At 64.2% G+C, this 23,992-nt stretch carries 25 protein-coding genes, 2 tRNA genes and 1 pseudogene; 11 read left to right on the top strand and 17 right to left on the bottom strand.

The window, feature by feature from the left end; translation table 11 throughout:
* The 3 genes and pseudogenes from ATE64_RS21615 to ATE64_RS10510 all read left to right on the top strand — a co-directional run.
* Positions 1 to 92, top strand: a pseudogene (locus ATE64_RS21615) (IS5/IS1182 family transposase); the annotation flags it as partial.
* 55 nt (positions 93 to 147) lie between these two features.
* On the top strand, positions 148 to 474 hold the full coding sequence (locus ATE64_RS21610; RefSeq protein ID WP_156416501.1) for a hypothetical protein: 327 nt from the start codon (positions 148 to 150) through the stop codon (positions 472 to 474).
* A gap of 53 nt (positions 475 to 527) precedes the next feature.
* Positions 528 to 809, top strand: a complete 282-nt coding sequence (locus tag ATE64_RS10510; protein ID WP_058800351.1) for a hypothetical protein — start codon at positions 528 to 530, stop codon at positions 807 to 809.
* Between the two features lie 16 nt (positions 810 to 825).
* Here the strand turns inward: ATE64_RS10510 and ATE64_RS10505 are convergent, their stop codons facing one another.
* Entirely contained in the window at positions 826 to 1,023 is a 198-nt protein-coding gene (locus ATE64_RS10505; RefSeq protein ID WP_058455510.1) for a hypothetical protein, read from the bottom strand.
* Between the two features lie 177 nt (positions 1,024 to 1,200).
* Between ATE64_RS10505 and ATE64_RS10500 the strand changes: the two genes are divergently transcribed.
* Both ATE64_RS10500 and tig read left to right on the top strand, forming a co-directional pair.
* Positions 1,201 to 1,285: transfer RNA gene (locus tag ATE64_RS10500), tRNA-Leu, on the top strand.
* 88 nt (positions 1,286 to 1,373) lie between these two features.
* Positions 1,374 to 2,960: a trigger factor gene (gene tig / locus ATE64_RS10495; RefSeq protein ID WP_058455509.1), complete on the top strand. Its 1,587-nt coding sequence runs from the start codon at positions 1,374 to 1,376 to the stop codon at positions 2,958 to 2,960.
* A 400-nt stretch (positions 2,961 to 3,360) separates the two neighbouring features.
* Here tig and ATE64_RS10490 read toward each other — a convergent pair whose 3' ends face one another.
* The 3 genes from ATE64_RS10490 to ATE64_RS10480 are packed head-to-tail and all read right to left on the bottom strand — an operon-like array spanning position 3,361 to position 4,985.
* The gene (locus ATE64_RS10490) at positions 3,361 to 3,948 is read right to left on the bottom strand and encodes a GNAT family N-acetyltransferase (protein WP_231729069.1); all 588 of its coding nucleotides are present in this window, start codon (positions 3,946 to 3,948) and stop codon (positions 3,361 to 3,363) included.
* Positions 3,945 to 4,343: a ketosteroid isomerase-related protein gene (locus tag ATE64_RS10485; RefSeq protein WP_058455508.1), complete on the bottom strand. Its 399-nt coding sequence runs from the start codon at positions 4,341 to 4,343 to the stop codon at positions 3,945 to 3,947. The genes ATE64_RS10490 and ATE64_RS10485 overlap by 4 nt, the downstream gene beginning before the upstream one ends.
* 24 nt (positions 4,344 to 4,367) lie before the next feature.
* Positions 4,368 to 4,985: a DNA-3-methyladenine glycosylase gene (locus tag ATE64_RS10480; RefSeq protein ID WP_058455507.1), complete on the bottom strand. Its 618-nt coding sequence runs from the start codon at positions 4,983 to 4,985 to the stop codon at positions 4,368 to 4,370.
* A gap of 101 nt (positions 4,986 to 5,086) precedes the next feature.
* On the opposite strand from ATE64_RS10480, the gene ATE64_RS10475 reads away from it, so the two are divergent.
* Entirely contained in the window at positions 5,087 to 5,404 is a 318-nt protein-coding gene (locus tag ATE64_RS10475) for a 2Fe-2S iron-sulfur cluster-binding protein (RefSeq protein WP_058455506.1), read from the top strand.
* 3 nt (positions 5,405 to 5,407) lie between these two features.
* Here ATE64_RS10475 and rlmB read toward each other — a convergent pair whose 3' ends face one another.
* Positions 5,408 to 6,175, bottom strand: coding sequence for a 23S rRNA (guanosine(2251)-2'-O)-methyltransferase RlmB (gene rlmB / locus ATE64_RS10470; protein ID WP_058455505.1), 768 nt, complete (start codon positions 6,173 to 6,175; stop codon positions 5,408 to 5,410).
* Between the two features lie 79 nt (positions 6,176 to 6,254).
* Between rlmB and ATE64_RS10465 the strand changes: the two genes are divergently transcribed.
* The 3 genes from ATE64_RS10465 (at position 6,255) to ATE64_RS10455 (ending at position 7,678) form a co-directional block, all read left to right on the top strand.
* Positions 6,255 to 6,340, top strand: a tRNA-Tyr gene (locus ATE64_RS10465).
* Positions 6,341 to 6,533: 193 nt separating this feature from the next.
* Entirely contained in the window at positions 6,534 to 6,722 is a 189-nt protein-coding gene (locus ATE64_RS10460; RefSeq protein WP_058455504.1) for an Arm DNA-binding domain-containing protein, read from the top strand.
* Between the two features lie 230 nt (positions 6,723 to 6,952).
* Positions 6,953 to 7,678, top strand: coding sequence for an SDR family NAD(P)-dependent oxidoreductase (locus ATE64_RS10455; RefSeq protein ID WP_058455503.1), 726 nt, complete (start codon positions 6,953 to 6,955; stop codon positions 7,676 to 7,678).
* A gap of 137 nt (positions 7,679 to 7,815) precedes the next feature.
* Here ATE64_RS10455 and ATE64_RS10450 read toward each other — a convergent pair whose 3' ends face one another.
* The 6 genes from ATE64_RS10450 to ATE64_RS10425 form a co-directional block, all read right to left on the bottom strand.
* Positions 7,816 to 8,268, bottom strand: coding sequence for a DCC1-like thiol-disulfide oxidoreductase family protein (locus ATE64_RS10450; RefSeq protein ID WP_058455502.1), 453 nt, complete (start codon positions 8,266 to 8,268; stop codon positions 7,816 to 7,818).
* The gene (locus ATE64_RS10445) at positions 8,261 to 9,376 is read right to left on the bottom strand and encodes a saccharopine dehydrogenase NADP-binding domain-containing protein (protein WP_058455501.1); all 1,116 of its coding nucleotides are present in this window, start codon (positions 9,374 to 9,376) and stop codon (positions 8,261 to 8,263) included. The genes ATE64_RS10450 and ATE64_RS10445 overlap by 8 nt, the downstream gene beginning before the upstream one ends.
* Positions 9,370 to 9,840, bottom strand: coding sequence for a DUF2269 domain-containing protein (locus ATE64_RS10440; protein WP_058455500.1), 471 nt, complete (start codon positions 9,838 to 9,840; stop codon positions 9,370 to 9,372). The genes ATE64_RS10445 and ATE64_RS10440 overlap by 7 nt, the downstream gene beginning before the upstream one ends.
* Positions 9,841 to 10,028: 188 nt before the next feature.
* The gene (locus ATE64_RS10435) at positions 10,029 to 11,135 is read right to left on the bottom strand and encodes a PAS domain-containing sensor histidine kinase (protein WP_082657743.1); all 1,107 of its coding nucleotides are present in this window, start codon (positions 11,133 to 11,135) and stop codon (positions 10,029 to 10,031) included.
* A gap of 197 nt (positions 11,136 to 11,332) precedes the next feature.
* Positions 11,333 to 13,267: an AsmA family protein gene (locus ATE64_RS10430; RefSeq protein ID WP_058455499.1), complete on the bottom strand. Its 1,935-nt coding sequence runs from the start codon at positions 13,265 to 13,267 to the stop codon at positions 11,333 to 11,335.
* On the bottom strand, positions 13,264 to 15,093 hold the full coding sequence (locus tag ATE64_RS10425; RefSeq protein ID WP_058455498.1) for a sodium:proton antiporter: 1,830 nt from the start codon (positions 15,091 to 15,093) through the stop codon (positions 13,264 to 13,266). Before ATE64_RS10425 ends, ATE64_RS10430 begins: the two co-directional genes overlap by 4 nt.
* Positions 15,094 to 15,350: 257 nt before the next feature.
* Here ATE64_RS10425 and ATE64_RS21155 point away from each other — a divergent pair, with 257 nt between their 5' ends.
* Complete coding sequence (locus tag ATE64_RS21155) at positions 15,351 to 15,521, top strand: DUF1328 domain-containing protein (protein WP_082657742.1); 171 nt, start codon at positions 15,351 to 15,353, stop codon at positions 15,519 to 15,521.
* Between the two features lie 641 nt (positions 15,522 to 16,162).
* Here the strand turns inward: ATE64_RS21155 and ATE64_RS10420 are convergent.
* Positions 16,163 to 16,717: a fasciclin domain-containing protein gene (locus ATE64_RS10420; RefSeq protein WP_197410152.1), complete on the bottom strand. Its 555-nt coding sequence runs from the start codon at positions 16,715 to 16,717 to the stop codon at positions 16,163 to 16,165.
* A 147-nt stretch (positions 16,718 to 16,864) separates the two neighbouring features.
* Here ATE64_RS10420 and ATE64_RS10415 point away from each other — a divergent pair, with 147 nt between their 5' ends.
* The gene (locus tag ATE64_RS10415; RefSeq protein WP_231729068.1) at positions 16,865 to 17,320 is read left to right on the top strand and encodes a DUF3429 domain-containing protein; all 456 of its coding nucleotides are present in this window, start codon (positions 16,865 to 16,867) and stop codon (positions 17,318 to 17,320) included.
* Here ATE64_RS10415 and ATE64_RS10410 read toward each other — a convergent pair.
* The 5 genes from ATE64_RS10410 to ATE64_RS10390 all read right to left on the bottom strand — a co-directional run bounded on the left by ATE64_RS10410 (position 17,317) and on the right by ATE64_RS10390 (position 23,911).
* Positions 17,317 to 18,015 (bottom strand): GTP cyclohydrolase I, encoded by a 699-nt coding sequence (locus ATE64_RS10410; RefSeq protein WP_058455497.1) that lies wholly within the window; start codon positions 18,013 to 18,015, stop codon positions 17,317 to 17,319. The genes ATE64_RS10415 and ATE64_RS10410 overlap by 4 nt on opposite strands.
* Positions 18,016 to 18,173: 158 nt before the next feature.
* Positions 18,174 to 19,748 carry a cryptochrome/photolyase family protein gene (locus ATE64_RS10405; protein WP_082657740.1) on the bottom strand — a complete coding sequence of 525 codons (1,575 nt, stop codon included), beginning with the start codon at positions 19,746 to 19,748 and terminating at the stop codon, positions 18,174 to 18,176.
* A 116-nt stretch (positions 19,749 to 19,864) separates the two neighbouring features.
* Positions 19,865 to 21,241 carry a deoxyribodipyrimidine photo-lyase gene (locus ATE64_RS10400; RefSeq protein ID WP_058455495.1) on the bottom strand — a complete coding sequence of 459 codons (1,377 nt, stop codon included), beginning with the start codon at positions 21,239 to 21,241 and terminating at the stop codon, positions 19,865 to 19,867.
* A 193-nt stretch (positions 21,242 to 21,434) separates the two neighbouring features.
* Entirely contained in the window at positions 21,435 to 22,970 is a 1,536-nt protein-coding gene (locus ATE64_RS10395; protein WP_058455494.1) for a phytoene desaturase, read from the bottom strand.
* The gene (locus ATE64_RS10390; protein WP_058455493.1) at positions 22,967 to 23,911 is read right to left on the bottom strand and encodes an FAD-dependent oxidoreductase; all 945 of its coding nucleotides are present in this window, start codon (positions 23,909 to 23,911) and stop codon (positions 22,967 to 22,969) included. Before ATE64_RS10390 ends, ATE64_RS10395 begins: the two co-directional genes overlap by 4 nt.
* Between the last annotated feature and the right edge of the window lie 81 nt (positions 23,912 to 23,992).

Raw genomic sequence — 23,992 nt, 5'->3', positions numbered from 1 at the left:
ACTGGCGGCGCGTCGCCACGCGCTACGATCGGTGCCCGAAGGCCTTCTTCTCCGCCGTAGCCCTCGCCGCTACAGTCATCTTCTGGCTCTGATCAATGAGTCCTGACCCTAGTTTGCCTTCCTGCCGGGAAAATACGAGCGTTTCAGATGCGTATGCCCGCGCCGGGCGCCTTAGAAAAGGAGGCGCAGCGGCAGGCGATTTGGCTTGGGGATCGGAAATTGCGGGGTGAGCTTCAGAATCTTGATGTTTCGCTCTGTACCTCGTGGAAGGGAATCGCGTCCACGAAGCCTAAAGGAAAGATGTCGTTGGAGATTGCATGGTCAGCGCCGGATTTGGGCGCTGGCGCTGTTAAATGTGTTTCCAGTGTCAAGATTTCTTTAGACGGCGACGATCCTCGCATTTCTGATCGGCCCATGATTGTCGCTATTTTGGCTTCGTTGGCGAATGCGCGGCATTGCCTCGATGAAACCTAGCCGACTACAATAGATGTTCTACGGCGTTCCGCGCCGGGGTATTGGCAAGCCATGTGCTCCTGCGAGAGCTGGCGAATGGATTTCAGTGGCCGCTCGCCTCGACGTCGCTGTTCGAGGTCGGCAAGGTCGAACCCGACAAGATGAGCGGGCACGATGCGGTGCGCTTTACCTTCACCTATGCGGTCGAGGGCGACCAGCTTCCGCGCAAGGGGATCGCCAAGGCAGCGGTGGTGAAGGGTCAGCTCTATCTGGTCAGCTTCGTCGCGCCCTCGATCCACTATTTCGACCGCGATGCCGCGAAAGTGAACAAGCTGCTCGATACGCTGAAAATCTGACGCGCAGTCGGCGCTGTCAAATCTGACCGGGCGGCACTTCGCTCGGCCCGCGTCCCGGTTCGTCCACATCGCCGCCACCGGGCCCGCCGGGGATTTCCTGCGGCTGCCCCGCCGGGTCTTCCAGCGGCGTCGGCTGTACCGGCTGTTCGGGCGGCGCCTGTGGTTCGATCGTATCGGGCTTCGGCTTCGGAAGCGGGTCGGCGCCGGTCGTCATGGTGATTCTCCTCGATTCAACAACGAACCGGCGCGGCGCATGTTCCGCCTCGCGCATTCGGGCGGAAAAGGCGGCTTTCCGGCCTTGCCCTCGGCCGCGTGTCTGCTATAGCCCCGCGCGGCCCGCACGGGCGTGCGCGGCAGCGCGCGATGTCGTGCACCCCGGCCGAAAGCTCCTGCGGGCGTGGCGGAATTGGTAGACGCGCTGGTTTTAGGTACCAGTATCGCAAGATGTGGGGGTTCGAGTCCCTTCGCCCGCACCACCTTCGCGAGCAGCAGGCCGGGAATGGGGAACTTCGTCTGTCAGGCGGGGTTCGATACGAGATTTTGAGCAAGGATAAGACCAAGGCAATGAAGACCGTCGAAACGCTGAACGAAGGCCTGAAGCGCGAATATCGCCTGACCATCACCGCGAAGGATATCGACGCGCGCGTCGATGAGGAAGTGAAGGCTGTCGCGCCGACCGTGCGGATGCCCGGCTTCCGCCCCGGCAAGGTTCCGCCGAACCTGATCCGCAAGATGCATGGCGAGGCGCTGTCGGCCGATGCGCTCAACAAGGCGATCGATCAGGGCGTCAAGGACCTGATCGCGAAGGAAAAGCTGCGCCCGGCGATCCAGCCCGGCGTGACGCTCGCCGACGACTATGAGCGCGGCAAGGATGCCGAACTGACCGTTGCGCTCGAGGTGCTGCCCGAGATTGCGGCCCCGTCGGTCGACGGGTTGAAGCTCGAGCGTCTGACCGTTCCCGCCGACGACGCGGCGGTGATGGCGAAGATCGAGGAATTCGCGGCGCAGATGAAGCGCTTCGAGGAAGCGCCGAAGACCAGGAAGGCCGCAACCGGCGACCAAGTCATCATCGACTTCGCGGGCAGCGTCGACGGCGTCGCGTTCGACGGCGGCACGGGCGAGGACATGGCGGTCGAAATCGGCTCGGGCCAGCTCATCCCCGGTTTCGAGGACCAGCTCGTCGGCGCGAAGGTTGGCGACGAAAAGACGATCAAGGTGACCTTCCCCGAAGATTATCCGGTCGAGAATCTGAAGGGCCAGCCCGCCGAATTCGCGATCACCGTCAAGGAAGTGAAGGTTCCGGCCGCGTCGAAGATCGACGACGAGTTCGCGAAGTCGCTGGGCCTCGAAAGCCTCGACAAGCTGAAAGAGCTGATGAAGGACCAGGTTGAGCAGGAGCTCAATGGCCTGACGCGCACCTATATGAAGCGCAAGCTGCTCGACCAGCTCGCCGCCGCGCACGACTTCGACGTGCCGCCGACGATGGTCGAAGCCGAATTCGCCCAGATCTGGCAGCAGCTCGAGCATGAGGCGAGCCACGAAGCCGATCCCGAGGCGGCGAAGGCCGAACTCGAAAAGGATCGCGACGAATATCATGCGATCGCGGTGCGCCGCGTCCGTCTGGGCCTGCTGCTCTCCGAGATCGGCCAGGCGCACGGCGTGCAGGTGTCGAACCAGGAAATGCAGCGCCTGATCATGCAGGCGGCGCAGCAGTATCGCCCCGAGGACCGCCAGCGTTTCGTCGAATATGTCCAGCAGGACGCGCTTGCCGCCGCGCAGCTTCGCGCCCCGCTGTATGAGGACAAGGTCGTCGACTTCCTGTTCGAGAAGGCCGAGATCAGCGACCGCGAAACCACCCGCGAGAAGCTGGAAGCCGCGATCGAAGCCGATGATGACGGTCACGTCCATGGCCCGGGCTGCGGCCACGACCATCACGACCACGATCACAAGCCCGCCAAGAAGGCGGCCGCGAAGAAGCCGGCCGCCAAGAAGGAAGCGGTGAAGGAAGAGGCCAAGGCCGAAGAAGCGCCCGCCAAAAAGGCTCCGGCGAAGAAAGCCGCGGCTCCGAAGGCCGAGACCGAGGAAAAGCCCGCTGCGAAGAAGGCCCCGGCCAAGAAGCCGGCCGCGAAGAAGGCGGCTCCGGCCGAATAAGCTTCGCACTTGATGAATGAAAAAGGCCGGGTGGAGCGATCCATCCGGCCTTTTTATTAGCTCTCTGGTAGAGCGCCGGACGACTGGCTGTTTTGGGGTGGCGAGCGGACGTTTGGCCACCCACCTTCGTCATCCCGGACTTGATCCGGGATCCACGGCGGCGGCGAAGTCATGGACCCCGGATCAAGTCCGGGGTGACGAAGAAGGAGTTATCCTCCCTGTCGCGAAGCGATGGGAGGGGGACCGCCGCCGCAGGCAGTGGTGGAGGGGCCGCAACGGCGGCGCAAAAGCCCCTCCGTCAGCGCTTCGCGCTGCCACCTCCCCATGCCTGCGGCACAGGGAGGATAAATGTCCACCTCCGGCCGAAAGCTGCCACCCGTCGTTAGGCCATTGTCCAAGGTCAAAGCCCGCGCGTCCAGTATTGCAGCCGGTGCGGCTGCTCTTCTGCGCTCCCGACTGTCTTCCAGTCGAAGGTAGCCGTCACGCCTGCCAGCGGGGCGTAGCCGCGGCTGCGCCAGAAGGCGTCGAGGGGACGGTGGTCGGCGGGGCGCATGGGATGGTCTTCGGCGCGGATGACGCTGCAGAAGGCGGCATGCGATGCGCCGCATGCGCGCGCCTGCGCCTCGCGATGGTCGAAGAAGGCATGGCCGATGCCTTTGCCCCGATACTTGCCGAGGAGGACGGATTCGCCGAAGTAAAAGGTGCGGCCGATATCGAATCCTGCCGCCGCGAGCGGGTCGCGCCACGCCGGGTCCTGCGCGGCAAGCGGCGCGGCAGTGGCGGCGCCGACGATGTCCGTGCCGTCGCGCGCGACCACGACGACCGCGCCGTCGGCTGCGGCAAAATGAGCGAGGTAATCGGCCTCATAGGCTGCGTCGCCATCGTAGAGATAGGGGAAGTCACGGAATACCGCGATGCGCAGCCGGGCGAGGGCGGGGATGACCCCGGCCAATTCGGCGCCCGTCACCGCCGCAACCGCGAGCGTCACGCGCCGACCTGCCTCAGCCAGTCCTGCAAATTGTAATAGGTCGTCACGCGGTCGATCAGGCCGTCGGCGTTGACCGACAGAAAGGCGCCGCCGGGAAGGCGGTAGGTCTGGCCATTTGCCTCGGGCAGACCCTCGTCGGTAGCGAGATAGGTGCCGTTCACGATGAACTCTGCGGCGGCGCGATTGCCTTCGACAAAGATCACCATGTCGGTGAGTTGCTCGCGGTAGCAGCGCGTCATATGCGCGTTGAACTCGGCGAACAGCGCCTTGCCGTGGCGCGGTTCGCCCTGGTTGACGTCATGACGCATGTCGTCGGCGACCAGCGCGAGCATCGCGTCGGTGTCGCCCGCGTTGAAGGCGGCGTAGTAGGCGGTGACGATGTCGCGGGTGGTCATTTCATGGCGTCCTTGAAGAGATGATCAGATCACATCCATATTGTAGCAGTGCCAGCTGAAGATCGCTGCGGCACCGCGGTGCGGGCGCCAGGGTTCGGCGAGTTCGCGCACGGCCTTTTCGCCCGGTCGCTCGCCTAGCTGGAGGATGCGGCCGACGGCCTCCTGCACCGCAAGGTCGCCCGCGGGCCAGATGTCAGGGCGCCCTTCGGCGAAAAGCAGATAGATCTCAGCCGACCAGCGGCCGATCCCCTTGACCTTGGTCAGCAATGCGATCGCCTCCTCGTCATCGGCGGGCAGGGCGTCGAATTTCAGTTCGCCGTCGATCACGAGCTGTGCGAGGCTTTTCGCATAGCCCTGTTTCTGCGCCGACAGGCCGCAGGCACGCAGCGCGTCGAATTCGGCGGCCGCCATCACCTCGGCCGGGCATCCTTCGCCGAACCCGGCCTCGAGCTTGTTCCAGATCGAATTCGCCGCCGCGACACTCACCTGCTGGCCGACGATAGTGCGCAGGAGAGTCGTGTATCCCGGTTCGCGGATGCGCGGTTCGGGATAGCCCGCATGGCCGAGCGCACGCGCGAAATTGGCGTCGCGTTCCGCCAGCGCGTCGATTCCCGCGTTCAGTTGCCGCTGGCTGAGGCCCATCGCATATTCTCCATTTGTTCTTGCCGCCGCTGATAGCAACGCTTGATTTGCCGCGCAACGCACGACATAGCGCCTGCGACAAGAAACCGATGGGGACTAGCATGGCCAAGCTGATTGTCGTGACGCGTGACGGGACCGAGCATGAGATCGAGGGCGACACCAGCCTGACCGTGATGGAGAATATCCGCGACGCAGGCTTCGACGAGCTGCTGGCGCTGTGCGGCGGTTGTTGTTCGTGCGCGACGTGCCATGTGCACATCGAGGGCGGCGACAAGAGCGCGATCCCCGCGATGAGCGAGGACGAGAACGACCTGCTCGATTCGACGACCGATCGCGACGACAATTCGCGCCTGTCGTGCCAGATTCCGTTCAGCGACGCGCTCGACGGTCTTCGCGTGCGGATCGCCGCCGAGGACTGAGCCTTACTGGCCTGATGTCGCGACCGCGTAGAGCGCGATTGCCGCGGCGTTCGAGATATTGAGGCTCTCCATCCGCGGCGAGATGGGGAGCTTCGCCAGCACGTCGCAATGCTCCATCACATTGTGGCGCATGCCGTCGCCTTCGGACCCCAGCACCAGCGCAACCTTGCTGCCGTCGAGCGTCGAGCCCAGCGTCGTTTCGGTGTCGCCTGTCAGCCCGATGCGCCAATATTGCGCCTCGGCGATCTCCTCCAGCGCGCGCGACAGGTTGACGACGCGCACCCACGGTACGGTTTCGAGCGCGCCCGACGCCGAGCGCGCGATGACGCCGCTTTCGGGCGGGCTGTGACGATCCTGCGTGATGATCGCCGCGGCATCGAAAGCGGCGGCCGAGCGGAGCACCGCACCGATATTGTGCGGGTCGGTGACCTGGTCGAGGACGACGAGCGGCCGCGTGCTTCCCGCGTCGACCTCGTCCTGGAGGAGGTCGCCGAGGTAGATTTCCTCGAGCGGATCGACCTCGATCACGAGGCCCTGGTGCGGGGCATCGCGCGCGACGAGTCGCGCCAGATCGGCGACGTCGGCGTAGCTGATCGGAATCACCGGCGGCAGGTCGAGCTGGCCTAACGCTTCGCGCGTGCCCCAGATGCGTTTTACGGTGCGCTCGGGGTTGGCGAGCGCGGCGAGAACGGCATGGCGTCCCCAGAAACGGATGGCCTGGCCGCGCTGGCCCGAGCCCTGCGGGCGGCGGTGACGGGAAAATTGTCTCATGGCCGCGCCTTTCCCATGACTGCCATTGACAGGCAAGTCTCGTTTCGCCATTGGGCCTCTTCCCAAAGCGGGCCCCAATGGACAGGTGGCCGAGTGGTTAAAGGCAGCAGACTGTAAATCTGCCCGGGTTTCCGTACGCTGGTTCGAATCCAGCCCTGTCCACCACCCTCTGGTCCGAGGGCATCTCCTAAAATCGCTGAAAGCCCCAGAAAACCTGGCGTATAATCGTATTGGTCGGCTCCCAATATCCCATTTCCTTCCACCGCAGCTCAGCAAGAAGTGTGAGGGGATGTGGGGTAAATTTCTCGGGCCTTCAAAGTTAGCCTCCCGAGTGTGGGGTAAATATGAGGGTTAACCTATGAAGAAGCTGACGGCTTTGGCGATCAAGACGGCTATGGGCCATCCTGGCATATATCAGGACGGCGACGGACTGTTCCTGAAGGTGGACAAGCGGGGTGGGGCTTATTGGCTTTTACGCCCGCAACGCGACGGCAAGCGGCAGGACCAGCGTCAGTGTTCGCCGGTCTTCCGCAGGAGAACATGCTGAGTTCGCTGGCATGAGGATCTAGAACAACCTTCGATGTATCTGGAACGTTGTTCTAGGAGCTGCGATGAGTCGGTATTCAGACATCTTGAAGGCAGCGCGATCCGGCTCGCGGTCGAGGCTGGCTTCTAGGCAACCGCTCTACCTTCCCTTTGAGACACGTGGGATATTCTGCCGCCGCCCCTTAAGGGTTCCGTCACCCGGGTGGGTCCAGTGGCCGGAAGGAAAGGCATTTGGGCGGCAAGCGCGCATTGGTGATCGGGAGCGGCGGTGGTATCGGCGCCGCGCTTATCGATCGGCTGGTCGCATCGGGTCGATTTAACCGCATCTATGCAGGGAGCAGACGCCCCCATCCGTGCCATCATCCCAATGTGACAAGGCTGACGATCGATATATTGGACGACGCCACGCTTGCCGAGGCCGGTCGTCAAATCGCCCGGGATGGCGTCCTCGACCTTGTGATCGTGGCGACGGGGCTCCTGCACCGCGGAACGGACATCCGCCCTGAAAAGAGCCTTCGGCAACTCGACGCCTCGGTGATGGCCGAGGTCTTTGCGGTCAACAGCATAGGGCCCGCGCTCGTCGCAAAGCATATTCTTCCTCTGCTGGCCCGGAGGCAACGGGCGGTCGCCATATTTCTTTCTGCGCGCGTTGGTTCGATTGCGGACAACAGGCTTGGCGGATGGCATAGCTACCGGGCCTCCAAGGCGGCACTCAATGCCTTGGTTCGCTGCTTCGCAATAGAACTCGCCCGCAACAGTCCGGATGCGATCGTCGCGGCACTGCACCCGGGAACGGTGGACACGCCGCTCTCGCAACCATTTCAGGCGCGAATAGCTGGATCATCGCTCCTTAGTGCGGATCACAGTGCGGCAAGCATTCTGGCCGTCACTGACCAGCTAGCGCCGACGGATAGCGGCGGGTTCTTTGGCTGGGATGGAAGGCCCATCCCGTTTTGACCGTTTCGAGACCTCCCAAGTCTCTGGCTGTCCGCTTTACCGAAGATCGTGCGAGAAGCTGACTGGCCGCTAACGGCCAGATTTGATCTCGGCTGCATTTTTCCCGGGGATATAGGCGCGTGATTTGGCTCGCTATGCTAGAGCAAACGCTCGCGCTGCTCTTTGGTCAGCAGAGCGCAATATTCGGCCTTGCCGAACCAGCCATAGCGATTGCGGGCGATCAGGGCGTATAGCCAATCACGCAAGCGCTCAGGGATGGCGGCGGAAATGCGAAGGACATGCCACCAGCCCCCCAATATCCGGCAAAGCTCCAGATAGCCCCGAGAGGCGGTGTAGGCGCGGCCCTTTGCGATCAGGAGAAAGCTTTCATCCATCTCGATATCATAATGGGCATAGAGCGCCCGACCCAGCGCCTCCTGTGCGGGCGTGAAGTTGACGAGCGACCTACTGTCGTTTTGCATGATCCAGCTCGCGCCGCCCGAGCACATTACGCAGATGCCGTCGAACACGAAGAGCGCCCTGCCGTCATCGAAATCGGGCACGGTCGGATCATTGCGATAGCTGAACGGCTGTTTTGAGACTTCAGGCATCGATGTCGTCCCGAATGATCTCGATATCGAGACCGGCGAGCGCTCCGAGATAGCTGTCCAGATCGATCAGGTCGAGGCAGGGCCTCGCGCCGCGTCGCCGGACCTTATTTCTTGCCAGCCACCGAGCCAGCAGGATCGCCGGCATGCACGGGATATAGGGGCCGTGACCCGACCTCGCGATGATCCAGAAGCGTCGCTCCAGCGGGCTGCCGTCGTGACACAGGCCGCTTAGGAACATGTGGAAGCCGCTGCGCCCTGACCCGAAGCGGTCGAATGCGAAAGCGAGCTTGAGCAGCGACCCGGCATGGTCGCTGAGCGATCCGATTATCCCCAACCTTACCAGCACGCCCAACATGCGCGTAGCGATATGGAGGATCTTCAACTCATGTCCGGCGGAAAAACGCATCGATTGGAGTGATGGATAGCGTTCGGGAAACAGGGTCAGGTCGGGAATGTCGCAATTGCCGAAAAGACGAGCGCCAAGACCAGGGTAGCGGACGGCATGCGTATCTTCCCAGCCATGGACGGTTTTCATCGTGCCATCGCGCAGCATCTGCATCGGCTTGCCGACATAGCTGAGCACAGCCGAGGTTGTCGCCAGACCTCGATTGGTGTGCTGCGCCGCGCTGATGCCATAATCGACCGCATCCAACCGCGCGAAGGACGGGAGATAGGCGTCGATCACCGCAGCGGTCAGACAGGGAACAGAACTGGCACCGCTGACGACCAGCACATCCTTCGCCTTTGCCTCGGCATCGAGCCGGTCGATCGTCGCCACGAACTCCCGCGCATCGGCGAGGTCGAGATAATGACTGCCCTGCGCGATGCATGCCCTTGCGACGCGATGGTCCTGTGTCTGGAAAGGTCCGGTGGTGTGGATGACGATGTCTGGCCCGATACGGGCGAGTGCTTCGGTGAGGTCATTATCGATGTCAATCGCATGACCTTCGGCGGCATGGGTGGCCTCGAGCGACGCCGAAAACGCATTTGCCTTGTCCGCCGATCGTCCACCGATCAGTAGACGGATGCTCTCGTCATCGGCAAGGCTCCGCGCGATATAGCTACCGAAATTGCCGTAACCGCCGATGATCAGAATGCGCGCTACCATGTCGGCTTGGTGACCATCAGCCAGAAGATGACGAGCAGCCCGCCGAAAGCTGGCCAGCCCAGCACGAACCATTTGCGAAACAGACGATCATATGCGGCTTCATCCAGTCTCTCGCCACGTGCGTGCGCTTCCAGCATCATCTTCATACGGATCTGGATGAAAACGACCGGAACCCAGCACAGCGCCGCCAGCAGATAGAGACCGTAGGTAACGACCAGCCAATAATCGTCCCACAGAAAGCCGCCGCGCCACACCAGCCATGCGCCGCTCAGTGGCTGGACGATCACCGAAGGCAGGGTGAACAGGAGATCCGCCTTTACCGTCATGCGCGCGGCAAAGGCGCGCTCCACCGGTACGCGGCTGCGACTTCCGAAGAACATGAAATTGGCGATGCCGATCCCCGTTCCGAACACGATCGACGCACTTACAATGTGCAGCGTCTTGATGAGGGAATAGAGATCCATGGATTGTCGCTACCGCACTGCACGATGCGCCGCTAGAGCTATAGGAGATGTAGGGATCGTTCAATTTTTCCGAATGACTCCGCCTCATCCGTGAGGCGCGGCATTGTGAGGGGTAGGTGCCCCGGCGACGACAGCTTTGTGCCTTTTCCTACCAAAAGCTGTCAGTCCGCTGTCGGCCATTCGCTGTCTCAGCTAACAAGCTCGTTGGCCGGCGCTGTGATGTCGATCGTAAGGCCCGTCGGCAGAAAATGGCGGTCGACCTTGCTGCGTCCGCCGAGCCCCCGATCGATGAGGCGCGTGCCAAATCCCTTACGCTCCGTCGGCGTCGATGGCGGTCCGCCTGGTTCGTGCCAATGAAAGTGCAGCGTGTCGGCGTCAATGCGCCAGCCGAGCCTCACTGAGCCCTCCGGAACCGAAAGCGCGCCATATTTAATCGCATTGGTGGCAAGTTCGTGGAGCATCAGCGAGAGCGCCACGGCTGTTCGCGACCCGATGCGCATGTCGGGGCCATCGATCGCGACGCGGCTGCCCGCATCATGCGGTTCGACGGAGGCGCGGATGACCTCGGCGAGCGAAGCACCGGTCCAGTTGCGGCGGAGCAGCACGTCATGCGCATGGCCGAGTGCGGCAAGGCGTTCGTTGAAGGCAGCCAACGCTGGCCCTTCGCTATGGTCGCGCAATGTCTGCGATGCGATTGCCTGCACCATCGCGAGCGTATTCTTGAGGCGATGGCCGAGCTCCTGATTGACCAGAGCAAGATCATTCTGTGCACGGACCATCGCCGTCGTCTCGACCACCGTGTCGAGCATGCCGGCAACGCTGCCATCGGCGCGGCGCAGCGGGCTGTAGCAGAAGGTGAACCAGGCCTCTTCCGGCGCTCCCGAGCGCTCGATCGTCAGCGGCAGATTCTCGATATATGTGTTCTCGCCCGCAAACGCGCGCTCGGTATACCCCCGGATATGGTCCCACGCTTCAGACCAGATATCGGGCCATGCACGACCAAGCGCATCGGGCTTCTGGCCAAGAATAGGAACAAAGGCATCATTATAGATTGTCGTTAAATCGTATCCCCAGACGACCGCCTTGGGAAAGCTTGAATCGAGGATTTGGCGTACGATGATCGTCAGTTCGTTCGGCCAGGCATGGCGAGGTCCGAGAGGCGTCGCCGACCAGTCGAAGGCTTCTATGCGCTCGGCCATCGATGGCGGGACAATCGTTAGAATGGGGAGTGCGTCGAGCGCCGCAACCGGCATTGCCCCGGGAGCCATCAGATCGTGTGAATAGTCTTTGTGCATGGCGCGATCCCGTCGAAGCAAGCGGGAGCGCGCAGTCTCTCAGTCAGACGGATGCTCATTCACTGGTTCTCGTCCAATGCCGTATCGGTAGCAAGATTTTGAGATTCTCCCAACGGCAAATGGAATGCGACCGAGCTCGACGCCGCGAGCTTTGCGGCGTCTTCGATACCCGATTGAGGCCTTCGCCAGCCAAATGCTTATCGGAGCGCTGCCGCTGAAAGCGCTCTGCAATTGACCGAACCCGGCTTGGGGCGCGGCGCATCGGCGTCGGGGTCCTTGCGCAGGCCCAGCGCGTTCCCGATCGAGCGCCCGACCGCGCCGAGCAATCCGCCCGACTTGCCGCGTTTGCCCGCGGGTGCGAAGCTGATCTCGGGTTTCGACAGGGTACCCTCGACCTTCAGCGGATCGACCAGCTTGAGGCCGGGCTTCTGGCTCGCCGCGCCGGTCATCGACAGCGCGACCGTCTCGCCGTCGAGATTGATCAGGCCGCGGCCCGTCGCGCGCGATATTGCGGTGTCGATGATGAGCGGGGCGGGGGTCAGCTTGCCGCCCTTCGCGCTGAAGGCGAGGATCGCGCAGCGTATCGGCGTCATCTCGTCGTCGTCGCCGAGCTTCTGGCCGATCGCGCCGCCAAGATCCTGTCCGATGACATAGGCGGCGGTGCTATTCATGGCCCCCGCGTTCGCGACAAAGGCGATCGTGCCGCTGCCGCCTGCGAAAGCCTCGCGGACGGTGTCGCCGCGACCGGTGATGCGGACGAGCCCGCGAACGGGACCGCGGATCATCTCGGGCTGACCGATGAAAGCGTCGAATGATGCACCCTCAATGCGAAGTTCGGTCGTGAGGATCGGCACGGGATGTCGAGAATCGACCTTGACCCAACCGGTCATTTTTCCGCGTTCGAGTCCGGCGACGGCATTGTCGAGGCGAAGCACGCGGCGGTCGAGGCTGAGCGTCCCAGTAAGGCTCCGGAACACCGAGCCGCCCTTGATCAGCAGGCGGGCGATCGAGACGCGGATGGTTCCGTCCGTCGGTCCCATCTTCGAAAGATTGATGCGCGTGTCGGGGATAATGCGCGGGCCGATGCGTGCTTCTCTTGCGCGCGCCGCCGCGAGGCCCGCATTGTCGGCGAGATCGTCGAAGTCGAGTTCCGGCGCATCGATCGTCCCGTCGATCCTGGTGCGGCCGCTGCGCTTGACCACCGTCGCTTTGGCGCGGATCGTTGAGCGACCGATGCGGCCCTGCAGCCGGTCGATGAACCAGTCTTCGCCCTTGCGGCGGACATCGCCATCGAGCGCGATCGCCTGCGTCCCGAACAGCCCGGCCTCGATGATATGGTCGAGCTCCTTGAGGCTGGTTCCGCGTGCGGACATCTTCATTGTCATCGCCGAAACGTCGAGCGGCGCGGCCATGCTTCCGGTAGCCTGGACATCGAGGATGGGGGAAGACAGGCGGGCGGTGAAGGGCCAGCCGGTGGCATTGATCGATGGACCGCCGCCGTCGGCCCGTAGCGTCGCGGCGGCGCCGTTGAAGCTGCCGCTTGCCGCGATCCTCACGCCCTTGCGATCGTCGGCCTCTATGGTGCCCGCGATATCAAGGCGGCGCTTTTTGTCCTTCAGCGTGAAGCGGCTGTCCCGGATACGGATTTCGGCAATGCGGAGCGGCTCGCTCGCTTCGCCCCCCCGGTCGGCGGGGCCGCCCCAATTGCTGTTGCCCTTTGCATCGCGGACGAGCGCCAGATCGAGCCCGTCGATGTCGAGCGTGCGCGGTGTGGCATCACCCGTCAGGAGGGAGAAGATGGACACGCGGGCGCTGGCGCGCTCGACCTTCACCATGTCGCCCGGACCCGCCCACTTCGGCTGGCCGATGCGAAGATCGCGCACGGTGACGAGGGGCGTGAAGGAAAGCAGACCGTCGCGTTCAAGCGCGCCGAGTTCCACCGCCGCACTGAACTGGTTCGACAGACTGCGTTCGGCTGCGCCGCGGAGCAGCCCGACCGGGAATGCGCCGAGGAGCAGGACTGCGGCCAGGAGCAGACCACTTATGGCAGCAAGCGCGATCTTCACCTTGCGCGGCAGAGCGTTGGTTAGAGCCTTGGTTCGTTCGGCAAGGGCGCTCCAATGGGCTTTCATGCTGCGATCTCCGCCGAGCCGGTAATCGGCGACGACACCGGCTTCGCGGGACCTTCGGGTGGGACGAAGGTCCAGATGACATCGTCGACTTCAACGGCGGGCCGTCGGTCGCTCGAGAAGATGACGAGATCGCCCGACGCCTTGGCGACGGCGAGGCTGTCGCCGCCATTCGCCTTCATGCGCACCACGAAATCCTCATAGGTGAACTTCTCGGTGATCCGCGTCCGCCCGAAGGTCCAGCCTGCCTGAAGGCGGTCGAGTAGCTCCTCGATCGAGGTGCCGGCGAGCGTGAAGATGCGGCCTCGGCGCAAGCCCTTGAGGCGCGACTGGCCGCCGGTGCGGCTGACGCGATCGGCCCCGATCTCGGGCGCCAGCTCGCTGCACACAAGCGCATTGTAGCTGTCGCTGCCGGTGGCGGCGATCAGCTGGCGATATTGGCCGAGCTCGATCTCGTCCTCATGTGCCTCGTCGAGGATATTGCCATGATGGACGGGAATCTCGACGCGCCTCGCGCGCCGGAGCGCGAGCTTGTCCTCGTCGGCGATCAGCACTTCGCGGTCCTGGCTCTTCACGAACTCGGCGAAGGCGATCGTCCAGCTGTTGGCGCCGACGAGAAGAACGCCGTTGCCCTTACCGCGGTCGAGGTCGAGCAAGCGGGCGACGGCGGCGGCGGTGAAGCCGTGTGCGAAGATGGTGACGATCACGACGCCGAACCCCAGAGGCACGAGCGCCTCGGCGCCGGGCACGCCATAGTCGGTGAGGCGCAGCGCGAACAAACCGGTCACGGCCACCGCGACGATGCCCCGCGGCGCGATCCATGCGACAAACAGCCTTTCCTGGATCGGAATGCGCGTGAAGAGCAGCGCGGTCATGATCGTGAGCGGGCGCACCACGAACAGGAGAAGGAACAGGAACAGGAGGAAACGCAGCTCGAAGTTTTGCACCACCTGCCAGTCGAGCGTCGCCGACAGGAGGATGAAGACGCCCGACACGAGAAGGATGGTCAGATCCTCCTTGAACCGGCGAAGCATGTGGCTCGAATAGGTTTCGCGGTTTGCCATCACCACTCCCATCACGGTGACGGTGATGAGCCCAGTCTCGTGCATCACGAGGTCGGAAAGCACGAACACTGCGATAACCGAGGTCAGGAGGATCGGCGCTTTCAAATATTCGGGAATCCAGCCGCGCAGATAGGCGGTGGTGAGCGCGAAGCCGGCGGCGATGCCGATCAGGATCGCCAGCGCACTTGCGGCAACGACATCGGCGACGACCGTGGTCGCGCTCGCGCCGCCGCCGTGCGTGATATAGGCGTAGACGCCGACCGCGATCAGCGCCCCGATCGGGTCGTTCACGATCGCTTCCCATTTGAGCATATGCTTGACGCGCGGCGGAATGTTGAGCGAGCGTAGCAGCGGCGAGATCACCGTGGGGCCGGTGACGACCATGACGCCGCCAAACAGCGCGGCGAGCTCGAGCGGCAGGCCGGCGCCGTAATAGGCCGCGGCGGTCCCCAGCGCCCAGCCGAGCGGCACGCCGATGAAGACGAGCATCAGGACGGCCGTACCCGCTTGTCTCAGCTCGCGGAACCTGAGGCTGAGACCGCCCTCGAACAGGATCACCGCTACCGCGAGCTTGATGATCGGTTCGCGCAGCGCGCCAAAATCGCGCTCGGGATCGATGAGCCCAAGAACGGGGCCGGCGATGATCCCCGCGATTAGCATCAGCGCGATCGCAGGGCGACCCGTCCGCCATGCAATCCACTGCGCACCGAGGCCGATGATGCCGATGAGGGCGATTTTGACGAGCAGCGAGTCAATGGCAAACATATGGGGGGTATGCGGCAGGCGAACCGTTGGTTCCCAGCGTGGGTCAGATATGTCGATCGATGGCATCACGTTCGTGGGCGGAGATCGATTATCGGCAGGATGATCCCGAAACAGACGAACGGCGGCGCGGCGGCGGAACCAAACGTCGGGATTCAACGTTATCCGTCCATCAGAACAAGTAAGGGAGCAGCGTAGTCCGCTGCCCCGGCGCGCGCATCGGGTCATCCGGAATCGCGCCCTGAAAGAAGGAGAAGATCATGTTTCGCTGGGCTATCATTTTTGCCGTAATCGCGCTCGTCGCGGCGCTTCTGGGTTTCGGCGGCATCGCCGGCCTTTCGGCGGAGTTCGCCAAGATCCTGTTGATCATCGCCGCAGTGCTGTTCGTCGTTGCTCTCGTGTTTGGGCGCGGTCGCCGGACGCTTCCCTGATCCTCCCCGAGCGCGTGGCACGCGCTCATAACTTTGACCGGCGGCTCATCCTTACGGGCCGCCGGCAATTTTCGGCACGGATGCTCTGAAGGACATAAATGCGAGCTTCGGCGGCTATCCGGTCGCGACTGACGGCCGCTATCCGATCGGGCGCGGGCTGGCTCTGATCAATGAGTCCTGACCCTAGAAAACCTGGGGCGATATGCCCTCTTCGCCCCTCGCGTCCGAGCAAATCCGCTTGCAGCCGGACCATAGTGTGTGGAGGAGTGGGGGAGGATAGGCTTTCCCCCGCACAGTGCTTCCCCCCAATTCCGACGAGATAATGTGGGGGTAAATCCCGTGGGGGGACTCACGCGGTCGCGGTCAAGGTCGCATTGGCGAATCCCGGCTCGCACCAAATTGGCGAGCGGCTGCTCCTGAAAATGGGACTAGCTCGGCCAGCTTGTGGCGGGCGCGAACCGCGCCGCGGAGGCGCAAGGCCGTGGCGGCGGCGCCGAAGGCGGGATAGTCTAATCCGGCCCGGCATTCAGCCTGCGCGCGGCCGCATCAAGGCATTCAGGCGCCTGTGGCCGGTTTACGCAAACAGGCGCGAGCCGGCCCGGGAGACGGCGCGATCGACGAGCGCGATCGCGCCTCTTGTATCAGCCCGGCAGAAGGACGCCGTCGATCACGTGGATCACGCCGTTCGACTGGAGTACATCAGCAGGGCCGATCTTTGCCTTGCCGCCCTTGGCATCGCCGACATACCAGGCGCCGTCCTGCTGCCAGATGGTGAGCTTTCCACCTTGGACGGTGGTGAGGACGGCCTTTCCGCCATTGGCCTGAACCTGCGCCGCAAGGTCCGCGGCGGTAAGACGGCCGGGAACGACATGATAGGTGAGCACGCCGGTCAGGGTTGCCTTGTTCTCGGGCTTCAGCAGGGTATCGACCGTGCCTGCCGGCAATTTGCCAAAAGCGGCGTTGGTCGGCGCGAATACCGTGAAGGGTCCCGGCGACGCGAGCGTGTCGACAAGGCCGGCCGCCTTCACGGCGGCGACGAGCGTCGTGTGGTCCTTCGAGGCGGAGGCATTCTCCACGATATTCTTCGTTTCGTACATGGCCGCGCCGCCGACTGCGGGGTTCTTGGCGGCGGCGGTACCGGCGGCGATGGTCATGCTCGCGGCCGCGATCGAAAGCGCAATGCGGGAAATGGACATATGTCGTTCCTTTGCAAACCGTCCCTGGGGGGAAGGGGACACCGCCTGTCTACGTTCCCGTGGCTGTGGCGGCGACATGTCCTTTCGGGCGGGGGATGCATCAAAGGGCAGATTGCGCCAGCATAGGGTGGGCGGAATAATCCGACGATGGCCGAACCTATTCTCTCCGTCTCCCGGATGCAGGAAACGCTTGGTTACGCCGGCCTGCTTCCCCCCGCCGCATGCCTGCTGTTGCCGCTGGCGTGCGGCCTGGACTATTACTGGACCGCGCTCGCTCTTCTTTATTTCTATCTCGCCTCGATCCTCTCCTTTCTCGGCGGCCTCTGGTGGGGTTTGGCATCGTCCCGGCCGTCGGCGCCGCGCTGGACCCCCGTAGCAGCGGTGCTGCCCTCGCTTGCCGTTTGGGCGAGTTTCTTGCCCTGGCTTGTCGGCTGGTCGTGGCCGAAGCCCTCGCTCGCGGTGCTGTCGCTTGCCCTCATCCTGTCGCCGCTGGTCGATCGGGCCATCGTCGGCGGGCATGCCGGTGCGACCAATTGGAACAGGTTGCGATGGCGCCTTTCGATCGGCCTCGGTGTTTCGGGGCTCGCCTTCGCTTTCATCTAGCGTGTTCCGGCCTCGCCATCGTCCCCGGGAACCGCAATTCTCTGGCGGGAGCGGCTCGCATTGGCGGCGCGCGTTCCGGATGCGGGTGGGCCGGGGCCTATCAGCGCGGCAACGGCGCGGCGCATCTCCGGATCATCCCTGAAGCGGCCGAGCATGATGCGTGTGGTCACCGCGAGGTCGGTCGCAGGCATGCCGGTGACCAGATCGACATGTCTGGTTTCGATGATCACCGCGACACCCGCTGGCGACAGCCGGTCCCAGATCGCTTCCGCGAAGTCCGCGGTGAGCTGCTCCTGCGTCTGAAGGCGCCGGGCAAGAATGGCCAGCGCATGCCGGATCGCGGAGGCTTCTGCGGTCATCGCATCGGGCAGATAGGCGACCGTCGCCACACCGGTCACCAGAGCAAGATCGGTTTCCCGGACTGTGTCGAAGGGAGTATTTCGCAAGACTATCATTTCCGGCGCCCCGGACTCTTCGCTTGCTCTTGGCCTGACATCGAACATCACGCCTTCCCTGTGTCCCGATAGGGCCGAGCGCAAGGATTGAGCGACCGTGCCCGGCGTCTCGCGCAAGCCCTCCCTGTCGGGGTCCTCCCCGATCCAGCGCAGCATGGTCCGAATGGCTTCGATGACATCGGGGGGAACCGTGCCGGAGCGCTCGCCGCCCGGCGCATCGCTTGGGAATTTGGCTGGCATGGGCTCGCGTGCCGTCGGCGCTTCCTCAGGATCGGGGCAGAATAGCCCCGCCGCCGACGTCTCTCGCGCGAAAGCCCGGGCAACAATATGCCTCTTCGGGCAGCCCGCGATGCCGTCGGCGAACGCGGCCGACGGTGCGATCCGTCCGCGGTTCCGACTTACCGCAATGCCTGCAGGAAATTGCGAGCGCTGGCGCGCACATTTTTCCGCTCGGCGTCGCTGAACCGCATCCAGCTGTCTGCGGCCATCCGCATGCGCGGGTTGGCGCGGAGCATCGTCGCGTGGCGGGCGATGAAGTCCCAGTAGAGGAAGTTGAACGGACAGGCGTTGGTGCCGGTCCGGCTCTTCACGTCATATCGGCAGCCGTGGCAGTAATCCGACATCCTGTTGATATAGGCGCCGCTTGCGGCATAGGGCTTGGAGGCGAGCAGGCCGCCGTCGGCAAACTGGCTCATCCCGATGGTGTTCGGCAATTCGACCCACTCATAGGCGTCAGCGTAAACGGCGAGGTACCAGCGATGCACTTCGGCGGGGGCCACGCCGACCAGCAGCGCAAAATTGCCGGTCACCATTAGCCGCTGGATATGGTGGGCGTAGGCCTCCTCGCGGGTTTGCGCGACGCAGGACGCAAGGCAGGCCATATCGGTGTCGCCGGTCCAATAGAGCGCGGGGAGCGGCCTCGACGCGCCGAGCGCATTTTCGTCGGCATAGCCCGGCATCCGCCACCAGTAGATGCCGCGAACATATTCGCGCCAGCCAAGAATCTGCCGAATGAAGCCCTCGGCGGCATTTATCGGCACTTTTCCGGCGCGATACGCGCTGTCGACAACCCAGCACAGATGGCGCGCGTCGAGCAGACCGGCGTTCAGATATTGGGCGATCGCCGCGTGGTAGAGATACTTCTCGCCCGCCAGCATCGCATCCTGATAATCGCCGAAGCGCGAGAGACGCGTGCTCACGAAATCCTCGAACGCGGCCCCGGCGTCGCGGCGGGCGACCGCGAACCAGAAGGGCTCGAGATTACCGAAATTGTCGGGGAAGTTTTCCGTCACCATGGCAAGGACCTCGCGCGTCACGCGGTCCGGCGTAAATTGCAGCGGCTGGGTCATCATGAGATCGCGCGTTGCGGCGTTGCGGTTGTCGCTATCGAAATTCCACTTGCCGCCCAGCGGCTTGTCGCCGTCCATGAGAATGCCAGTGCGCCGCCGCATCATCCGGTAGAAATGTTCCATGCGAAGCTGCGAGCGCCCTTCGGCCCACGCGGCGAATTCGGCGGAACTGATGAAAAAGCGATCGTCAGGGACGATTGTCGCGTCGGCGACCGACCGCAGGATTTCGGCGACGCGATACTCGCCGGCTTCGGTCACCCGAAGCGGCAATTTGCCATGACGCCGTCTGAACCGCTCGATCTCGGATGCAAGCGAGCCGCTATTTCCAGCATCGTCGAGCCGCACATACTCTACGTCCCACCCGTCCGTGCGCAGCTCGGCAGCGAAGTGACGCATGGCGGAGAAGACGAAGGCGAGCTTTTTGCGATGATGCGCGACATAGCCGGCCTCGGCTGCGACCTCGACCATCAGGACACGCGTCCTGGCCCGATCGAGCCCGCGCAGCGACGAGATGGCCGGGGTAAGCTGGTCGCCGAGGATAAGGACGAGCTGGTTTTTCAATCCCGCTTCGCTCGCGCTGAGGCCATCCGAAGACGATGCGCATCGACCTGCCGGCCGCCGCATGTCCGGGCGATAACTTTCCCGATGCTCATCCGAAGGGCCTTTGAGCGCATTCGAGCGGCACCGACAGCTGGACTTTCGGGCAATCCGCGCCGCCAAGCGCTTCGGCGTGATCTTCGTCAGGCGCGCAGCGACTCCCACGCGGCCAGTGCACGGCTCCGAGCCTCCTGGTGGCCGACGAGCGGCGCCGGATAGCCGGCAATGCCGGTCCCGCCGCCATGCATTGCGGCAATCTCGCTGTCACCGAGCCGAGAGAGTTCGGGCACGAACGCGCGGACATAATCTCCCATCGCAAACTTCTCGCACTGCAGGAGCGGCGACATGATCCGCGAAAAGACGGGCGCATCGACGCCCGTGCCAGCGACATATTGCCAGTTCATCGCATTTGAGCCGAAATCGGCGTCGAGCAATGTGTCCCAGAACCAACGCTCGCCGCGCCGCCAGTCGATGAGGAGATGCTTGACCAGGAAGGACGCGGTTATCATTCGGACGCGGTTGTGCATCCATCCGGTGCTCCAGAGTTCGCGCATCCCAGCGTCGACGACAGGATATCCGGTCCGGCCCCGGCACCATGCCCGAAAGTCCCGATCCGCCGCCGCGCCCGTTCGCCATGGGAAGCGGTCGAAGGGAGCGCGGCCGTTCCGTTCGCCATAATCGGGCATTTGATCGACGAGATTGAGACCATGTTCGCGCCAGCCGATTTCGGAACGAAAAGCTTCGGCGCCGGGATCGTCGCGGTCCCCGAGCGCATGCCAAAGCGTTCGCGGACTGATTTCGCCGAAGTGGAGATGGGGGGAGAGCCGCGATGTCGCGGGCCGAGCGGGATAGTCGCGATCGATTTTGTAATCGCCAGCGGCCGGGAGCCAGTCGCGAAGTGCGCGAAGAGCCCCCTTCTCGCCGGGCACCCACGCGCCGAAGCCCGAGGCCCAATCGGGCGCGGTCGGTGTGAGGCACCAAGTTGAAAGCCCTTCCGACTCCGGCCATAGCTCGGGGCCCGCGATGCGGTCCGGAGCCGGCAGCGGCAGCGCGGGCGGCATTCGCTCGAGCAGCCGACGATACCATGGAGTGAAGACGCGGTAACGCTCGCCGCTCATGTTCGTGATGGCCGACGGTGGGGCGAGATAATTGCCGTCGTGCAGCACGAGGTCTGCGCGGGCAGACAGTGCCGCGTCGATCCGTTTCCACCATGGCTCGTAACAGCGCGTGGCCAAGACATGGCGCGCGCCGGTTTCGATCATGATCTTCTCCAGCTCGGCCGCCGCTGCGCCGCGCCGCAGAACCAGCCTGCTGCCCCGCTTGCGGAGGCTGGCGTCGAGGGCCGTGAGGCTGTGGTGAAGCCACCACCTTTGCGCTCCGCCGATCGACCAATCCCCGGGCGCCTCATCGTCCAATATATAGACCGGCACGACAGCGCCCTCGGCTATCGCCGCCGTCAGCGCCGGATGGTCGGTGAGCCGGAGGTCCTGCCGGAACCACAAGATCGATGTTCGGGTCATCCCGTTCCCCGGTCCGCGCGCCCATCATGGGCCAGGGTTTCGGGCGGTGCGGCGCAGCGCCGCACCGCCCGGCGATGACAATCCATCGCCCCCCACCGCGGCAAGGTAAAGGTCGCAAGGGCCCTGCCGCCGGTGGAACCGCCAATGCCCGTGGCCGGCGCGCCGGCCTCGCTCCTCAATAGGCCGGTCGCGGTCATCTTCCCGGCCCCTGTTGTTTCCGAGCGACAGGGCCGCGGCCGTGCGCGGCCCGCCGTGCGCCGATATCGTCGAGGATGAGACCGGCCGTTGCTTTCGCGCTCGCCACGACGCCGGGAATGCCGGCGCCGGGATGGGTGCCGGCACCGGTGAAGTAGAGGTTGGAGATACGGTCGTCGCGGTTGTGGCCGCGAAACCATGCACTCTGCGTCAACGACGGAGTAAGGCTGAAGGCGCTGCCGTGATGGGCGGCAAGATCGCGTTCGAAATCGGGCGGGGCATAGGCGAGGCTCGTCACGATACGGTCGCCGAAATCCGGAATCAGCCGCCGCTCGATCTCGGCGATCATGCGCGCCGCCAGCCTCGGCCCTTCGACGTCCCAGTCGAGCGGAGCATGGCCGAGATGCGGAACCGGCGCGAGAATGTAGAAGCTGCTGTGCCCATCGGGCGCGACGGTGGGATCGGACGCGCTGGGATGATGGAGATAGAGCGAAAAGTCGTCCGCAAGCCTGCCGTGACGGTAGATGTCGTCGAGAAGTCCGCGGTATCGAGGTCCGAACAGGATCATGTGATGCGGAATGTCGGGGAAGCGCCCCCGCACGCCCAGATGGAGAACGAAAAGGCTCGGGGACCAGCTTTTGCGAGCCAGCCGCGCGCCTTCTCGCGGCCCGCGGGGATGATCGAGCAGATCGCGGTAGCTGTGCAATAGGTCCGCGTTCGATGCGACGACGCTGGCCTCCGCGCGGAAGCCGCTCTTCGTCACGACAGCCGTCGCGCGGTCGCCCCGCGTTTCGATCCGCACCACCGGATCGCCCAGACGGATCGTTCCGCCGAGGCGCTCGAACAGCGCCGACATGCCGGCAACCAGGCGGTTCGTGCCGCCGCGGGCATACCAGACGCCGCCATCCTGCTCGAGCTTGTGGATCAGCGCATAGATGCTGCTCGTCGTCATCGGATTGCCGCCGACCAGCAGGGTGTGGAACGACAAGGCCTCGCGGAGCTTCTCATTTTTCACGAAGCCGGCGACGGTTGCGTAGACCGAGCGCCAGGCCCGGCGCCGCGCCAGCGCCGGCGCCGCTTTCAGCATCGAGCGGAAATCGAGGAACGGCACCGCCCCAAGCTTCACATATCCTTCCTCATGGACTGCGGCCGCGTAGCCGAGAAATCGTTCATAGCCTTCCAGATCGCGCGGTTCGAGGGCGGCGATCTGCCGGTTCAGTGCGCCGCGATCATTGCTGTAGTCGAAATGCGATCCGTCGGGCCAGCTGAGCCGATAGAAGGGTGCAACGGGAAGCAGGTCGACATCGCGATCGATCGTGTCGCCGCTTAGCGCCCAGAGCTCGGCGAGGCAGGAGGGGTCTGTGATGACGGTCGGGCCGGCGTCGAACCGGAAGCCTTCCTTCTCGAACATATAGGCGCGGCCGCCTGCAAGCTCGCGTGCCTCGACCAGCAGCGTTTCCACGCCCGCCGACTGCAGTCTGATCGCCAGAGCGAGACCGCCGAAGCCCGCGCCGATGACGACGGCAGCGATCATCGGTTTGCTCCCGCAGCGATCGCCGCGCCCAGCACATGGCCGGACAACCATGCATATTCGGCAAAGCCATGATAAAGCCAGTCACCGCAGGCGCCGAGCCCGATCGCATCGTTCCAGAGCGTCGTGAGGTCCCGGCCCGAGGGCTGGGCAAACAGCCAGCGGTGCGCGGCCGAATGGAAAGGGCGCGGCAGGGGGCGGCCGGCCGCATCCGCGAGAGCAGCAAGTAGTGCCTCCGACACATCCGCGCTGTCGCGGCCCAGATTCGCCTCCGACCACGTCCAGTCGGCCTGCACGACCCACCGTTCACCGGGCGTGCGTCCCGGCTTGGCGCTGTCGCGAGCGGCGGTCACGATGGGGCCGGCGCCGCGCAGGAAATCGGGAAGATCGGCAATGCGCTCGCGAAAGGCGAACATCGCGCTCCACGATGGATAGGATCGCACCGACATGGCGGCGCGCGCCATCTCGAAGTCGTGAAGCGACAGGAGCGGCGCCGCTTGCTCGGAAGGGATCGCGACCACCGCCGCGTCGAAATCGCCGAGGCGGGCCGCTTCGCTGTGCAGTGTCCAGCCGTCGCCTGATCGGGTCAGGGCGGTAACCGGGGTCGAGAGGCTGACATCGATGCCCGAGGCGAGCGCCTTTATCGGGGCAGTCATCGTCGGCGTCCCGACCCAGCTGTCGGCGCCCGCGGCAGGCCAGCGCGCGGCAAGCCCCGCTGCCTCCCACTGGCCTACGAGGCGCCGGAAACCGTCCGACCGTGCCGTGAAATGTGTTGCGCCGTGGTCGAAGCCGACGGCCCGGCCCCGGAGCTTGGAGCGCCGCGTTGCAAGACGCCCCCCGACGCCGCGAGCCTTGTCGAAAACGGAGACGGCAATGCCTGCGTCCCGCAGCCGGTGGGCGCAGGCGAGGCCTGAGATTCCGGCGCCCACGATCGCTACATGCATGGAGGGCACCGGACCATAGCGTCGATCGACAACGGAATGCAGGAAGCGGAAGTATCGCGAGCCGCGCCGCGGCCCCGGTCA

Source organism: Sphingopyxis sp. H073, assembly GCF_001468395.1.
Lineage (GTDB): Bacteria > Pseudomonadota > Alphaproteobacteria > Sphingomonadales > Sphingomonadaceae > Sphingopyxis.
This window is presented reverse-complemented; position numbering and strand designations above follow the sequence as displayed.